Annotated in this window: 14 protein-coding genes; 6 read left to right on the plus strand and 8 right to left on the minus strand. The window is 59.0% G+C overall.

Annotation, left to right across the window (positions count from 1 at the left end):
• Positions 1 to 45: 45 nt before the first annotated feature.
• The 4 genes from AC1RN6_RS21665 to AC1RN6_RS21680 all read right to left on the minus strand — a co-directional run bounded on the left by AC1RN6_RS21665 (position 46) and on the right by AC1RN6_RS21680 (position 4,549).
• Complete coding sequence (locus tag AC1RN6_RS21665; protein ID WP_493007528.1) at positions 46 to 1,134, minus strand: ABC transporter ATP-binding protein; 1,089 nt, start codon at positions 1,132 to 1,134, stop codon at positions 46 to 48.
• 314 nt (positions 1,135 to 1,448) lie between these two features.
• On the minus strand, positions 1,449 to 2,405 hold the full coding sequence (locus AC1RN6_RS21670; RefSeq protein WP_493007530.1) for a C-terminal binding protein: 957 nt from the start codon (positions 2,403 to 2,405) through the stop codon (positions 1,449 to 1,451).
• 138 nt (positions 2,406 to 2,543) lie between these two features.
• The gene (locus AC1RN6_RS21675) at positions 2,544 to 4,271 is read right to left on the minus strand and encodes an IlvD/Edd family dehydratase (protein WP_493007531.1); all 1,728 of its coding nucleotides are present in this window, start codon (positions 4,269 to 4,271) and stop codon (positions 2,544 to 2,546) included.
• Between the two features lie 92 nt (positions 4,272 to 4,363).
• On the minus strand, positions 4,364 to 4,549 hold the full coding sequence (locus tag AC1RN6_RS21680) for a hypothetical protein (protein WP_493007532.1): 186 nt from the start codon (positions 4,547 to 4,549) through the stop codon (positions 4,364 to 4,366).
• A 519-nt stretch (positions 4,550 to 5,068) separates the two neighbouring features.
• Between AC1RN6_RS21680 and AC1RN6_RS21685 the strand changes: the two genes are divergently transcribed.
• The gene (locus AC1RN6_RS21685) at positions 5,069 to 6,133 is read left to right on the plus strand and encodes an Ldh family oxidoreductase (RefSeq protein WP_493007533.1); all 1,065 of its coding nucleotides are present in this window, start codon (positions 5,069 to 5,071) and stop codon (positions 6,131 to 6,133) included.
• Positions 6,134 to 6,257: 124 nt separating this feature from the next.
• Complete coding sequence (locus AC1RN6_RS21690; protein WP_493007534.1) at positions 6,258 to 7,181, plus strand: FadR/GntR family transcriptional regulator; 924 nt, start codon at positions 6,258 to 6,260, stop codon at positions 7,179 to 7,181.
• Positions 7,182 to 7,199: 18 nt separating this feature from the next.
• Here AC1RN6_RS21690 and AC1RN6_RS21695 read toward each other — a convergent pair whose 3' ends face one another.
• From AC1RN6_RS21695 to AC1RN6_RS21710, 4 genes are all read right to left on the minus strand, one after another.
• Positions 7,200 to 7,574 (minus strand): GFA family protein, encoded by a 375-nt coding sequence (locus AC1RN6_RS21695; RefSeq protein WP_493007535.1) that lies wholly within the window; start codon positions 7,572 to 7,574, stop codon positions 7,200 to 7,202.
• Positions 7,575 to 7,622: 48 nt separating this feature from the next.
• On the minus strand, positions 7,623 to 8,159 hold the full coding sequence (locus AC1RN6_RS21700; protein WP_493007536.1) for a C40 family peptidase: 537 nt from the start codon (positions 8,157 to 8,159) through the stop codon (positions 7,623 to 7,625).
• A 16-nt stretch (positions 8,160 to 8,175) separates the two neighbouring features.
• Positions 8,176 to 9,378 carry an acetylornithine transaminase gene (locus tag AC1RN6_RS21705; protein WP_493007537.1) on the minus strand — a complete coding sequence of 401 codons (1,203 nt, stop codon included), beginning with the start codon at positions 9,376 to 9,378 and terminating at the stop codon, positions 8,176 to 8,178.
• A gap of 303 nt (positions 9,379 to 9,681) precedes the next feature.
• The gene (locus AC1RN6_RS21710) at positions 9,682 to 10,713 is read right to left on the minus strand and encodes a CDP-6-deoxy-delta-3,4-glucoseen reductase (RefSeq protein ID WP_493007538.1); all 1,032 of its coding nucleotides are present in this window, start codon (positions 10,711 to 10,713) and stop codon (positions 9,682 to 9,684) included.
• Between the two features lie 12 nt (positions 10,714 to 10,725).
• Here AC1RN6_RS21710 and AC1RN6_RS21715 point away from each other — a divergent pair, with 12 nt between their 5' ends.
• From AC1RN6_RS21715 to AC1RN6_RS21730, 4 genes are all read left to right on the plus strand, one after another.
• Positions 10,726 to 11,607 carry a sugar nucleotide-binding protein gene (locus tag AC1RN6_RS21715; protein ID WP_493007539.1) on the plus strand — a complete coding sequence of 294 codons (882 nt, stop codon included), beginning with the start codon at positions 10,726 to 10,728 and terminating at the stop codon, positions 11,605 to 11,607.
• 175 nt (positions 11,608 to 11,782) lie between these two features.
• Positions 11,783 to 12,568, plus strand: coding sequence for an ABC transporter ATP-binding protein (locus tag AC1RN6_RS21720; protein ID WP_493007540.1), 786 nt, complete (start codon positions 11,783 to 11,785; stop codon positions 12,566 to 12,568).
• A complete protein-coding gene (locus AC1RN6_RS21725; protein ID WP_493007541.1) occupies positions 12,565 to 13,560 on the plus strand; it encodes an ABC transporter substrate-binding protein in 996 nt (331 codons plus the stop codon). The genes AC1RN6_RS21720 and AC1RN6_RS21725 overlap by 4 nt, the downstream gene beginning before the upstream one ends.
• 220 nt (positions 13,561 to 13,780) lie before the next feature.
• Positions 13,781 to 14,554, plus strand: coding sequence for an ABC transporter permease (locus tag AC1RN6_RS21730; protein ID WP_007884259.1), 774 nt, complete (start codon positions 13,781 to 13,783; stop codon positions 14,552 to 14,554).
• Positions 14,555 to 14,563: the final 9 nt, after the last annotated feature.

Raw genomic sequence — 14,563 nt, forward strand, 5'->3', positions numbered from 1 at the left:
ACAGGGACTGCTTTAAAAAAGGCGAATCAGATTTGCGCTTACCGCTCAGGCGTGCGCCAGCGTCTTGCCGCTGTCGGCATCGAACAGATGTGTGCTGCCGTGTTCCGGCACCAGATTGATCGTGTCGCCCGCGCCGAAGTTATGGCGTTCGCGGAAGATCGAAGTCAGGCTGGTGTCGTTGAAACGTGCATAGACTTCAGTGTCGGCGCCGGTCGGTTCGACCACGACCACCTTGGTGCTCATGCCGCTGCCGGCAGGACCGATGCTCAAATGTTCCGGACGTACGCCGTAGACTACGCGCTGGCCATCGACGCCGTCGAGGCCGCGGTGTGCATACGGTGCAGGCAGACGCGTGCCGTCAGCGAATTCGACTTCGGACTTGTCGGCATTGCGACGAAGCGTGGCAGGGATGAAGTTCATTGCCGGCGAACCGATGAAGCCTGCGACAAAAATGTTGGCAGGGCGGTCGTACAGTTCCAGCGGACGGCCGCGTTGTTCCACCAGGCCGTCGCGCATGACGACGATCTGATCAGCCATGGTCATCGCTTCAATCTGGTCATGGGTGACGTAGACCGACGTCGTCTTCAGGCGTTGATGGAGTTCCTTGATTTCGGTACGCATTTGCACGCGCAGCTTGGCATCAAGATTGGACAGCGGTTCATCGAACAGGAAGACTTGCGGATCGCGTACGATCGCACGGCCCATCGCTACACGCTGGCGTTGACCGCCGGACAGTTGGCGCGGATAGCGTTCCAGCAGATTGGTCAGGCCGAGGATTTCGGCGGCTTTCTTGACCTGTTGCTGGATGAAGGATTTGTCCTTCTTTGCCAGCATCAGTGAGAACGCCATGTTGTCGTTGACCGTCATGTGCGGATACAGCGCATAGTTCTGGAACACCATGGCGATGTCGCGGTCCTTGGGCTGGACGTTGTTGACGACCGTGCCGCCGATGGAGATTTCGCCTTCGGTGATTTCTTCGAGGCCCGCCAGCATGCGCAGCAGCGTTGACTTGCCGCAGCCGGAAGGGCCGACGAGCACGGCGAACTGGCCGTCCTCGATTTCAATGTCGACGCCACGAATAACCTGGGTGCTGCCGAATTGCTTTTTGATGCCGCGAATCTGAACTGATGCCATGCCTTGCTCCTCGTCTCAATATCTCGTTTTTTGTGTCTGCAGCGAGCCCCTTCTTGGAGGGCCCCTGCACATTTAATTCCGAACCATGCGCCGTTTGATTTTTGTGGTTTTCGGCGACATTGAGAGATACAACTGTGACAGCACACTATCACTGCTCATGCATTCAACAGGATTGCGATAGTGAACATTTTTACATCATCAGCGAGTCATACCTCTCGTTGTTGGGTGCTGCGAGATCGGCTGTTAAGTCTGCTGCGCTTGCTGTGTTGCTGCATCTGGCGACTGGCTGTGATGCAGCTGTCTTCGGTCTTTGATTATTTCTTCTTGCCTTCAACCACCACATACGATGGACGCCCGTTGCGGTCCCAATCGATCAGGTTTTGCGCTGCCTTGCGGCGCAATTCCCTGGCGGCGACTTCGGAATAGAAGGCGGCGTGCGGCGACAATAGCACACGTTTGTGCTGGACAATAGCGGAACTTGTGGCCGGCGGTTCGACCGGCAAGACATCGAGTCCGGCACCCTTCAGGTTGGTGTCCAGCGCCTTCAGCAGGTCGTCGATATTGACCAGGCCGCCGCGCGCCGAATTGACCAGGAAGCTGTCCTGTTGCATCAATTTCAACACCGACGCATCGATCATGCCGCGGGTCTCGTCGTTGAGCGGCGTGTGCAAGGACACTACGTGCGCCTGCTTGAACAATTCTTCTTTGCTGACGCGTTCCACATAGGCCGGGAAGTCGCCGTCGATGATGTGCGGATCGTAAGCGATCACGCGCTTGAAGAGATTGCGGCTGATATGCGCCATGCGCTTGCCGATGCGGCCGAGACCGACGATGCCGATGGTCATTTCGGAACAGCGCTGGATCTTGCCTGCGGTGGTGTAATGCCATTGGCCGGATTTGACGTCACGGTCGTAGCCGGTGATGTTGCGGATCAGGTCCAGCGCCATCGCCAGCGCATGCGTGGCAACTTCGCCGACGCCATAGTCGGGCGAGTTGCCGACCCAGACGCCGTGCTTGGCAGCGTCGTCGGTGTTGATGGTGTCGAAGCCTGCGCCATAGCGGCTGGCGATGCGGATTTCAGGACGGGCGGCGAACACCTTGGCGTTGACCGGCGCATATTGGACCAGCAGGCCTTCGCAGCCTTCGGCGGCTTTGATGACCTCGTCTTCGGTACGGCATTGTGCCGTCACGACCTCAACGCCGGCTTCGCGATACAGCGCGAGTTCAAGTTCCACATCGGGAAAATCGTAATCGGTAATTAATACTTTCATTGCTTCATGTCTCCGTATGTTGCAGTCAAAGCAGGCGGAAGTTCATTCTTTTCGGTCGTCATTTCCAAGAAAGGAACGCGCCTGAATCTTCCGCCGGTTTGTTTGTTGAAAAATTAATCCAGATCCTTACCTATGCAATCAGTGGTTATCCTTGGGGATGCCGGCGCCGCTCTTGCCGACCAGGAAGTCGAGGTCGGCGCCCAGGTTGGCTTGCTGCACGTGGTCAACGTAAAGCTTCACCCAGCCGCGATCGGCAGGTGCTTTCGGCGCTTGCCATGATGCGCGGCGGCGTTCCAGTTCTTCGTCGCTGACATGCAGGTGCAGCTTGCGCGCTTCCACATCCAGCTCCACCATGTCGCCGTTCTGCACCAGCGCCAGCGGGCCGCCGGCAGCAGCTTCCGGCGTGACGTGGAGAACTACGGTGCCGTAGGCGGTGCCGCTCATGCGTGCGTCGGAGACGCGCACCATATCCGTAATGCCCTTGCGTAAGACCTTCGGCGGCAGCGGCATGTTGCCGGCTTCACCCATGCCGGGATAACCTTTGGGGCCGCAGTTCTTGAGTACCAGCACGCAGTTTTCGTCGACGTCCAGATCTTCGTCGTCGATGCGCTTGTGCAGGTCGTCGCTGTTTTCAAACACGACAGCGCGGCCAGTATGTTTCAGCAGCGCAGGCGTTGCAGCGGAGGGTTTGATGACGGCGCCGTCCGGGCACAGATTGCCGCGCAGGATGGCGATGCCGGCGGCCGGTTTGAAGGGCGCGTCGAAGGCGTGGATGACGTCGCGGTTCCAGTTCGGCGCGTCCTTGCAGTTGTCCCACAAGGTCTGGCCGTTGGCGGAGAGGGCGCTCTTGTCGATCACGCTTTCCAGTTCGCGGATCACCGACGGCAAACCGCCGGCATAGTAGAAGTCTTCCATCAGGTATTTGCCCGACGGCTGCAGGTTGACCAGGCAAGGCAGCTTCTGGCCGATGTTGTCCCAGTCTTCCAGTTTGAGGTCGACGCCGATGCGACCGGCAATCGCCAGCAAGTGGATCACGGCATTGGTCGAGCCGCCGATGCCGGCATTGACGCGAATGGCGTTTTCAAATGCGGCCTTGGTCAGGATCTTGGACATGATCAGATCTTCTTTGACCATTTCGACGATACGGCGGCCGGAATTGCGCGCCAGCACATTGCGGCGTGCATCGACGGCAGGGATCGCGGCATTGCCCGGTAAGCTCATGCCCAGCGCTTCCACCATGCTGGCCATGGTCGATGCCGTACCCATGGTCATGCAGTGACCGTGCGAGCGGTGCATGCAGCTTTCGGCTTCAAAGAATTCTTCCTGCGACATCTGGCCTGCGCGGACTTCTTCCGACATCTGCCAGACACCGGTGCCCGAGCCCAGTTCGCCGCCGCGGTATTTGCCGGACAGCATCGGGCCGCCGGAGATGCCGATGGTCGGCAAGTCCACCGACGACGCACCCATCAGCAGGGCAGGCGTGGTCTTGTCGCAACCCATCAGCAGCACCACACCGTCCAGTGGATTGGCGCGGATCGATTCTTCCACATCCATGCTGGCCAGATTACGGAACAGCATCGCAGTAGGGCGCATCAGCGTCTCGCCGAGCGACATCACAGGGAACTCCAGCGGAAAACCGCCGGCTTCCCAGATGCCGATCTTGACCTGTTCGGCCAGTGCGCGGAAATGCGAATTGCAGGGTGTCAGTTCGGAATAGGTATTGCAAATGCCGATGACCGGACGGCCATCGAACTGATCGTGTGGAATGCCGCGGTTCTTCACCCACGAACGGTAGATGAAGCCGTCACGGTCTTGCCGGCCGAACCATGCCTGGCTGCGGCGGGTAAATTTCTTGGTGTCGCTCATGTTCTTTCCTTCTTTCCTTGTGGCCCGTCCATCTCTTTACTGAGACGAGAGCGGCCATGAATGCTGTCTGAATCGGATGGCTGTCGGAAGAATCAGTGGCGAATATCGCTTTGGTCGAAAAAGTAGCGGGAGAAATCCATCAGGTGATACGCCAGCATGGCGTCACCGTTGCCGGCGTGGCCGAGGCGGCAGGTATAGCGGGACGCAGCGGCGGAATAAGTGCTTGTCGCAAAAGCAGTGCGCGCAGACACAGAATCGCGTTGACGTGCTTGTAACACGACATGCTTCCATGCACACGGCACGGTTGAAGTACTCCCCCGGCTAGCTAAGAATTTCAATGCCTGTCTCCAGTGCTGCGTTGCTGTCCGTGAGCAATATCTGCTCTTGTATTTTTATAGGTCGCGGACTACATGCTTCGAAAAGATGTCAGCGAGTCTATTTCAGCATTTACGCTTTGGTCAAGTGGTAATACCAGATTTGTCATACATCTTTTTGTCGATGCATCACTCGTGTTTCCATTGCGCTCTATGATGCCCAATGGTGCGCTGCGGCGTAGGTGAATTATTTTCGTGCATCGTTTTCTTTCTTGACACTGCTGGGGTGATATGAAATTCTTTTCCTTATCTGGTCTGACCACATGACCTCTTTGTGTGCGTTTGACAGGCAAAAATACAAGAGTCGAGACGATATCGCTTCTGCCCCATGCACGCTGATCTGCGCAGGGGCTGCCATGAATTCAAGTTTGCGCGGACCTCTGTCCGCGACCGATTATTGCAATGAAAGGATGGTTTTTCTCCATGGCATCACCTGAACGTTTTTCCGCCGTTGAACTCAAGCAGTTCTCCACGCAACTGCTGCAAAAGGCCGGCCTGCCGCTGGAGCCTGCCGCGTCGGTGGCCGGCACGCTGGTCGATGGCGACCTGTTGGGTCACGACACCCACGGCCTGGCTTTGCTGGCGCCTTACGTCAAGGAGATCGAGAAGGGCGCAATGGCCACCTCCGGCGAGCCGGAAGTTGTCTCCGATCGTCCGGCTGCATTGGTCTGGGATGGCCGCCGTCTGCCGGGGCCATGGCTGGTGCACAAGGGCATCGATGCGCTGATTCCGCGTGCGCGTGAGCTGGGCACGGCTTCACTGGCGATTCATCACAGCCATCACATCGCCTGCCTCGCTGCGTATTTGCTGCGCGCCACCGAAGAAGGTTTCCTGATGGTGCTGTCGAGCTCCGATCCAGCGGTGCACAGCGTGGCGCCGTTCGGCGGTACCCGCGCAGTGTTCACGCCGAATCCGATTGCCGCCGGCATCCCGACTTCCGGTACGCCTTTTCTGGTTGACATTTCCGCATCGATCACGACCAACGGTATGAGCAACCGCCTGCACAAAGCAGGCAAGCAGTTTGAAGAAGAGTGGCTGCTCGACGCGCAGGGCAATCCGAGCCGCGATCCTGCTGTGTTCGCCGCGGATCCTCCTGGCACGATCCTGCCGCTGGGCGGTTTGTCGGCGGGGCATAAGGGATTTGGCCTGGCGGTGCTGATCGAAGCGCTGACCGGCGGCCTGTCCGGTTTCGGCCGCGCCGATCCCCCGGCAGGATGGGGCGCCACGGTGTTCATGAGTTTGTATGATCCGGCCGCGTTCGGCGGTGAAGCGGCCTTCAAGCGTCAGATGGATCACATCGCCGAAGCGTGCCGCACCAATCCCCCGCGTCCCGGCGTGGAGAAGGTGCGCATGCCTGGTGACCGCGGCATGGCGCGTCGCGCGCAGCAATTGGAGCAGGGCGTTGCTTTGCATCCGACGATTGCGCCGATGTTGCGGGATGCGGCGCAGCAGTACGGTTTGACGTTCCCGGCAGCGCTGGCGGACTGAACCTGATGACGCCGGTGCAGCTGCAAATTGCTGCACCGGCAGCAAGCCGACCGTTCGCTTGCAGGTGAGATACGAGATACAATCCGGCGCCAAGACAAAGACAGAATTCTCATCGGAACCCTCTATGCCAATTGAAGCGATCGAGCCGCAACGACTGTATCGCCAGATCAGCGACCAACTGCGCAAGCTGATTGTCGACGGCGAGTTTCCCGTCGGTTCGCGTCTTCCGTCGGAGCGCGATTTGTCCGTGCAATTGGGCGTCAGCCGACCGTCTTTGCGCGAGGCCCTGATCGCGCTGGAGGTCGAGGGCTACATCGAAGTCCATATGGGATCCGGGATTTATGTCTGTCCGCCTTCGCCTGCTCCCGAGGGCGAGATCGACCTGTCGACCGAAGAGGGGCCGCTGGAGCTGATCCGTGCGCGCGCCATGCTGGAAGGCGAAGTCGCCTACGCCGCTGCCAAAAACGCGAAGAAGGCGCAGATCGACGCCATCGAAGAAGCTTTTCAGCAAATGATCGAACACACCAGCGCCGGCACCAATCCGTTGGAAGCCGATCGTCTGTTCCATATCCGCGTGGCGGAAGCGACCGGCAACAGCGTGCTGGTCGGACTGGTGACGCAATTGTTCGATGCCCGTCTGGGACCGCTGTTCAATCGTCTGCACAGCCACTTCGATACTATCGAAGTGTGGAATGACGCCATCGAAGAACATTCACGTGTGATGAAAGCATTGCGCGCACGTGATCCCGAGATGGCGCGCGCAGCGATGCGGCGTCACATGGATATCGCGTTCAAACGCTATAGCGCCAGCCTGGTCGGACAAGCCGGTCTGTTCAGTAAGAAAGTCGTAGCGGAGAAGGCCGTCAAGGCGGCCAAGGCGAAGGTCGCAGCAAAGAAGCCGGTGGTGAAAGAGAGGGCGGTCAACGTCGCGGTCAAAAAATCTGCAAAGTCGACGACGGTAAAAAAGACATCCGCACTGAAAGCACCGGTCAAACGCGCGCCGGTTGTTGCGCCAGCCAGGCGCCGCAGCGCTCGCGCCGGAGGCTAACCAGACGCAGGCGGAACATCAGCCCAGCTTGCCGACATTCTTGTCCCAGTTGCGTCCGTCGAAGTCGACGAAAGTCAGCTTGTCGCTATTCAGATCGATATCATCGAGACAGCGGACATTGATGGTGTAAAGCTCAGGCGCAGCGCGCGGCCGTGTGAAGACGTGTACGCCGCAGGTCGGGCAGAAATGATGTCTGGCGGCCATGGTGCCGAACTGATAGGTCGCCAATATGTCCGTACCGGCAACCAGGCGAAAATTCTCAGGCTGCACGCGATGGTGCAGAAATCCTTTTTTGGTACAGATGGAACAGTTGCAAACGGTGATGCGTTCGATGTCGACATCGGCTTCGAAGCGGACCTGGCCGCAATGACAACTGCCTTTGTGGTGGTCCATGTGCATCCCGCCTTTGAATATTAGGTTGACGACGTTCAGTTGACGCTTTTAGTTAAAGTATGCCCGCGCCATTTCAAAACGCGGCGCGAAGTAAGGATTGTCCATGCGCGAGATATGCACCTTGCCGTTGCCCGACGGGGCATGGACGAAACGTCCGTCGCCGATGTAAATCCCGACATGCGAGAACGGCCGGTTGAGCGTGTTGAAGAACACCAGATCTCCCGGTCTCAAATTGGACTTGTCGATCTTGCGTCCCTGACGCGCCATGTCGGCTGCACTGCCGGTCAGCTTGAGGCCCGCCGCACGATTGAAGATATACGACACCATACCGCTGCAATCGAAGCCGGCATCCGGATTCTTGCCGCCGAAGCGGTAGCCGGTGCCGATCATGTCGAGCGCGTAGATGGCGATTTCGCTGCCGTGTTCGGTCGCAGCTTCCGAGCGGACGTCGGTCGGCGCCGGTGTCGCCGCCGGCGTTGACGCGTCCGGCGCACGCATCGGCGCGCTGCCGCAGGCCGTCAACAGGACGGCGATGCAGCAGGCGGCAAAAGCGTGCAGCGTGTTCGGTGAGCAGATGCTGCGCATCCTCAGCGACCCTGAATCAATGACCCAGTTGAACCAGCACGCCTTCCAGCATGGTCAGCATCTGGTCGATTTCATCCCTGGTCACGTTCAGCGACGGCATGAAGCGCAGCAGGTTCGGACGCGGCGAGTTCAGCAGCAGGCCGAGCGGTTGCAGGTCGCGTGCCGCTTCGACGATTTGCGGACCGATGTCTTTGCCCAGCTTCAGCGCGCGCAGCAAGCCTTCACCACGCTCGCCCTCGAAGCCATGCTTGTCCGACAGCTTGATCAACTGGGCGCTCAGATACTCGCCGGTCGCCTTGACGGTCGGCAGGAAGTCGGGCTTGAGCAATTCCTTGATCACGGCAGCGCCGACGGCGGTCATCAGCGGGTTGCCGTTGTAGGTGCCGCCTTGTTCGCCGGCTTCGAAGCAGGCGATTTCTTCACGCGCCAGCAGAGCCGCCAGCGGCACGCCGCCGCCGATGCCTTTGCCCAGCGTCATGATGTCCGGTTCGATGCCCGACAATTGATAAGCGAACAGTTCGCCGGTGCGGCCGACGCCGGTCTGCACTTCATCGACGATGAGCAGAAGATTGGCGTTCTTGGTCAGGCGGCGCAGGCCTTGCATGAATTCACGCGTGGCAGGAATCACGCCGCCTTCGCCTTGCACCGGTTCCAGCATGACGGCGACGGTCTTCTTGCTGATCAGGCGCTCGACGCTGGCCAGGTCATTCAGCTCGGCCTTCAGGAAGCCCGGTACTTGCGGTGCGAACATGGTGTCCCAGCCCGGCTTGCCGCTGGCCGACATGGTCGCAATGGTGCGGCCGTGGAAGCTGTGGTTGAAAGTGATGATTTCAAAACGGTCTTCACCGGCGCTGTTCTTGTTGACCTTGCCCCATTTGCGGGCCAGCTTGATGGCGCCTTCGTTGGCTTCGGCGCCGCTGTTGGCGAAGAACACACGGTCGAATACGGAATTCTCGGTCAGCAGGTTGGCCAGCTCGATCGACGGCGCATTGTAGAAGGCCGGCGACGGGTTGATCAGCTTCTTGCTCTGTGCGACCAGTGCTTCTTCGATGCATTTGGGCGCGTGGCCCAGCGCGTTGACGGCCCAGCCTTGCAGGTAATCCAGATATCGCTTGCCGGTATGGTCGGTCATCCACATGCCGCTGCCTTCGGTGAAGACGATTTCAGGGCGGTTGGTGACATACATCAGCTTGTTGATGGCGAACTCGTTGAATTCCATTGAATGACTCCTGCATGAGTGGTAAAGAAGCTGCGTGAAAGGCGGCGGTAACCGAACTGTAATAATGAACTCGAAAAAAACGATAAAAAAAAGCCACAGGGATTGCCTGTGGCTTCGTGACCAATATCAACTCACGCGCACGGCAAACCTCGTTGAGGTTGGCTGCGGCGTCGCAAGGAAATAGTAGTAGCGTTCATGCGGTCAATATTAGGACGTTTTGCGCGATGCGTCAAAACTAATTTGGTGCAAATTCATCCTGATTTTTTGAATGCTCACCACTTTGCAACATGCGTCGCCTCTGGTTTACTGAACCGTCGCCAGGTCCGCCGCCGAGGTAAAGGAGTCGGCGTAGAACTCGTCGTCCGGCAAGCCGCAGCTAGCGACAAAGTCGCGCTGCGCCGATTCCACCACGATGGGCGCGCCGCAGGCATAGACCTGATAACCCGACAGATCCGGCTGGTCGTCGATCACCGCCTGATGGACGAAGCCGCTGCGGCCGCTCCAGTTGTCTTCCGGCTGGGCGTTGGAAATCACCGGCACGTACTTGAAGTTGGGCAGCGTTTGCGCCCAGCTCTGGCACAGCTCGTCCATATACAGATCCTGTGGACGGCGGCCGCCCCAGTACAGCGTGACCGGACGCGTCGACTTGCTGTGTTCCAGCTGCTCCACGATTGCCTTGATCGGCGCGAAGCCGGTACCCGAAGCCAGCAGCACGATAGGCTTGTCGGAATCTTCGCGCAGGAAGAAAGTACCCAGCGGGCCTTCGAAACGCAGGATGTCGCGTTCTTTCAATGTCGAAAACACCTGGTCGGTGAACAGGCCGCCCGGCATGTGGCGGATGTGCAGCGTCAGATGCTCATCCTTGTGCGGCGCATTGGCCATGCTGTAGCTGCGGCGCTTGCCGTCGCGCAGCATGAACTCGACGTACTGGCCGGCCTTGTATTGCAGGCGATCGTTGGCCGGAAGTTGCAGCGAGAGGATGATGACGTCGTCGGCGACCTTGTCCAGCTTGGCCACGCGTACCGGCATTTTCTTGACCGGGAAGTCGCCGATGCCGGCCACTTCGCGCGCTTCGATGACGACGTCCGAATTCGGCTTGGCGCAGCAGAACAGCGAGAAGCCCAGGCTCTCGTCCTGCGCCGACAGGGCGCGTTCCTGATGCGGACCGTGGGTTACGCTGCCTTCGACCAGCTTGCCTTTGCAGGAGCTGCATGCGCCGTTCTTGCAACCGTAAGGCAGGCCGACGCCGGCGCGAATCGCGGCGGTAAGGATGGTTTCGCCTTCGTCACAGGTAAACTGATGGCCGCTGGGCTGAACGGTAACTTGAAAACTCATACAATCCTGACAATGAACAATAAAGTAAAAAAAATCGGCAAGCCGCGTCTGTTGATGCTGGGTTGCGGCGACGTCGGCATGCGCATGCTGCCGCTGGTGCGTGAGCGTTTTCGCGTGATCGTCGTCACCAGCAAGCCGGAGCGCTGCGAAGAGCTGCGCTCCGCCGGGGCTGTCCCCATTGTCGCTAATCTCGATGAGCCCGCCACGCTAGGCCGTCTCGCACGACTGGCGCGTGTCGTCGTGCATCTTGCTCCGCCGCAATCTGCGGGCGGAAAAGACCGCCGCACCCGCAATTTGGCCGCCATTTTACCTGACCGGGCGACTCTCGTTTATATCAGCACCACCGGCGTCTACGGCGATTGCGGCGGCGCCAGCTTCGATGAGACGCGCGCCACCCGTCCCACCAATGCGCGCGCGCAGCGCCGGGTCGACGCCGAAAGCGTCCTGCGCGCCTGGGCGAGGCGTTCCGGCAGCCGGCTGGCGATCCTGCGCGTGCCCGGCATTTATGCGCAAGACCGTTTGCCGCTGGAGCGCCTGCAAAAGGGTACCCCGGCTCTGACCGCCGAAGACGACGTCTACACCAACCACATCCATGCCGACGATCTGGCCATGATTGCACTGGCCGCCATCGACCGTGCCCGGCCGCTGCGCGTGTATCACGCGGTCGATAATTCCGAAATGAAGATGGGGGATTACTTCGACGCCGTGGCGCGCACCTTCAATCTGCTGCCGCCGCCGCGCCTGCCGCGCAGCGAACTGCAGCAGCAGGTGTCGCCGATGATGTTGTCCTTCATGTCGGAATCGCGTCGCCTGCGCAACGACCGTCTGCATCTTGAGCTGGGCGTGCGGCTGCGTTACCCGACGGTTGAGGCGCTCCTGAAAACATTGCCATAAAGAAAATAAATATCACCGGAAGACTATGCTTATTTGTTTTTCGTATAAGCATACGTCTTTTAAATTGTTGTCCGGTCAGCACGATGTCAGTAAAGTCGCATCCTACCGTCTGAAAGTCCGTGCAAAGTTGTCTTCACTGCAACGCGTCGGCAAGGCAACTGCAACGTACCTATTCATGAAGCTATCCTTTAAAGACATACAAAAGAGTTTCTCCGGGCTGCACGTCATTGACGGCTTCACCCGCGACATCGAGCAGGGCGAACTGGTCGCGCTGGTCGGTCCGTCCGGCTGCGGCAAATCGACGCTGCTGCATATCGCGGCCGGTCTGGAAACGCCAAGTTCCGGTTCCATTCTCGCCGACGGTAAGCCGGTGACCGGCCCGCATCCGGAACGCACGCTGATGTTCCAGGAGAACGCGCTCTATCCCTGGCTGACGCTGGAGCAGAACGTCGCATTGGCGCTGGAATTCCAGAAAGTCGATAAAAAAACTGCCGCCGCGCAGGCGCGCGAATGGCTGGCCAAGGTCAATCTGTCCGGCTTTGAAGCCTACTACCCGCATCAGGTCTCCGGCGGTATGCGCCAACGCGCTGCACTGGCCCGCGCCTTCATTTCGCAACCGAAAGCGCTGTTGCTGGACGAACCCTTCGGCGCGCTCGACGCGCTCACGCGCATGACCTTGCAGGACGCATTGCGCAACCTGATCCGCTCCGAAGTGCAGGGCAAGGCGCCGACCGTCCTGCTGGTCACACACGATGTCGACGAGGCGCTGTTCCTGGCCGACCGCATCTTCGTGTTCAGCGCGCGTCCGGCCACCGTACTCAAAGAATTCAATCTGGTGCATCACGAAAAGACACACGATCTGTCGGAGTTCTCGGCGATCCGTCGCGAAATTCTCTGCCTGCTCGGCATCCACGCCGAACAGGACGAGTTTGCCAAAACAATAGAAGAGGTTGGGATATGAAACTGAAACGACTGTTGGTTCCTGCATTGGCGGCTCTGGTGTTTTCCGCACCGGCCATGGCGCTCGAAAAATTCAAGATCGGCTATCTGCGCGTCATGGACGATGCGCAAGCAATGGCGGCCTATGAAGCCGGCCTGTACAAGAAATACGGCCTCGACGTTGAACTGATCGAATTCAAATCCGGTACGGACCTGATCAAGGCCATCGTCGGCGGTCAGCTCGACAGCGGCGTATTCGGTTTCACCAACGCCGTGGCATGGGCATCCAAAGGCGCTGACCTCAAAGTCGTCAGCGGTGCGCAGCTCGGCTATCACGCTATCGTCGCGCGTGAAGATGCGCACATCAACAAAGTCGCCGACCTCAAAGGCAAGAATCTGGCGTCGCAAGCCGAAGGCAGCACCGCAGACGTGGTGTTGAAGGGTGTCGTATTCCGTGATGCCGGCCTGAAGCCGGACGACGTCAACGTGCTTGGTGTCAGCCCGCAAGTTGCGGTGCAGTCGCTGGTCGGCAAGCGCGTCGATGCTGCTTTCCTGTTCGAGCCGCAAGCGCGCATCGCGCAACTGATCGCACCGGTCAAGCAAATTTATGAAATCGGCGAAGTCTGGCCTTTCCCATGCATGGTGGTGATCACTTCCGGTGAAACGCTGAAGAATCGTCGCGCCGCCGTGTGGAAGTCGCTCGATGCGCAACGCGATGCAATTGAACTGCTGAAGAAAAAACCTGCCGATGCCGCCAAGCTGATCGCCGGCTACTTCATCGCCGAACCGACACTGAAGACCCTGAAGCACGGCGAGGTGCTGCGCGAAGATGTGATCCGCGACGCCATCAAGAGCCAGACTTTCAACGCCAAGCTGAACGACAAGGAACAGAGCCGCATGCAGGAGATCGCCGACATCCTGCAAGCGCAGGGTTCGCTGAAGACCAAGGACGGCAAGCCGTTTGAAGTGCGCAGCATAGTAGACCTCTCCTGGCAAAAAGACAGGAAGCTCTGATCGCGGTCATCAAGCTGCTGCGCCGGGCAATTTTGCGTCTGCGATGCTCACCGTACGTCCGTACGGCTCCGCTTATCGACGCAAACTTGACCGGCTCGCTACGCTTGCTGATCCACGATCGTTCCTTAAGCACTTTCGTTCTTTAAGCGCTTTAACAGTACCCGGTTCGATTCAGGCCGACGGCTTCGTCGGCCATTGCATTTTTACTCAGTTTTAATCTATGAGCTCTCAGCGTCGCGTTACCGGTTATCGTAAAAAACTTGCCATGGTGTTGGCGATCGCTTTCATTTTATTGATGTGGCAGATCGCTGCGTGGTCCTTACCGGACTTCCTTATGCCGGGTGTACCGACGGTGCTCGCGCGGTTGTGGGAAGAGATTCAGGCGCCGGCTTTCCGTACTGCGTTGTGGGGCAGCCTCACGCGTCTGGGCGGTGGTTATGGTGCGGCGCTGTTGTTTGGTATCGGCTTCGGCCTGATCGGCGCGGTGCTGTTCTTCTTCCGTGAAGTCTTGAAGTCGGCCATCATTATTTTGCAGTCGATTCCATCGATCGCATGGGTGCCGCTGTTCCTTATCCTGATGGGCTTCGGCAATCTGCCGATTATCGTGGTGGTGGCGATTGCGGCTTTCTTCCCGGCGGCGTTGTCGGTGATGAATGCGACCGAGAGCGTGCAGCAGGTGCACGTGTCCGCTGCGCGCGTGATGGGGGCGTCGCGCTGGGGCATGCTGCGTCGCGTGTATTTGCCGGCAGTGATGCCTGAGCTGATCACCGGTGCGCAACTGGCTTTCGGCAATGCCTGGCGCGCGCTGATTTCGGCGGAGATGCTGGTCGGTTTCGGCAAAGGCCTGGGCCGCACGCTGGCATATTCCGGCGAGACCGCCGACATGGTCGGCGTGATGACCAACATTCTTGCCATTGCGATTCTGGCGGCGCTGATTGATCAGGTGATTCTGGAAAATCTCAAGCACCGTCTGTTGCGTTACCAGTACGTCTGATCGCAAAAA

This window comes from Herbaspirillum sp. GW822-FHT03A08 (assembly GCF_058801885.1).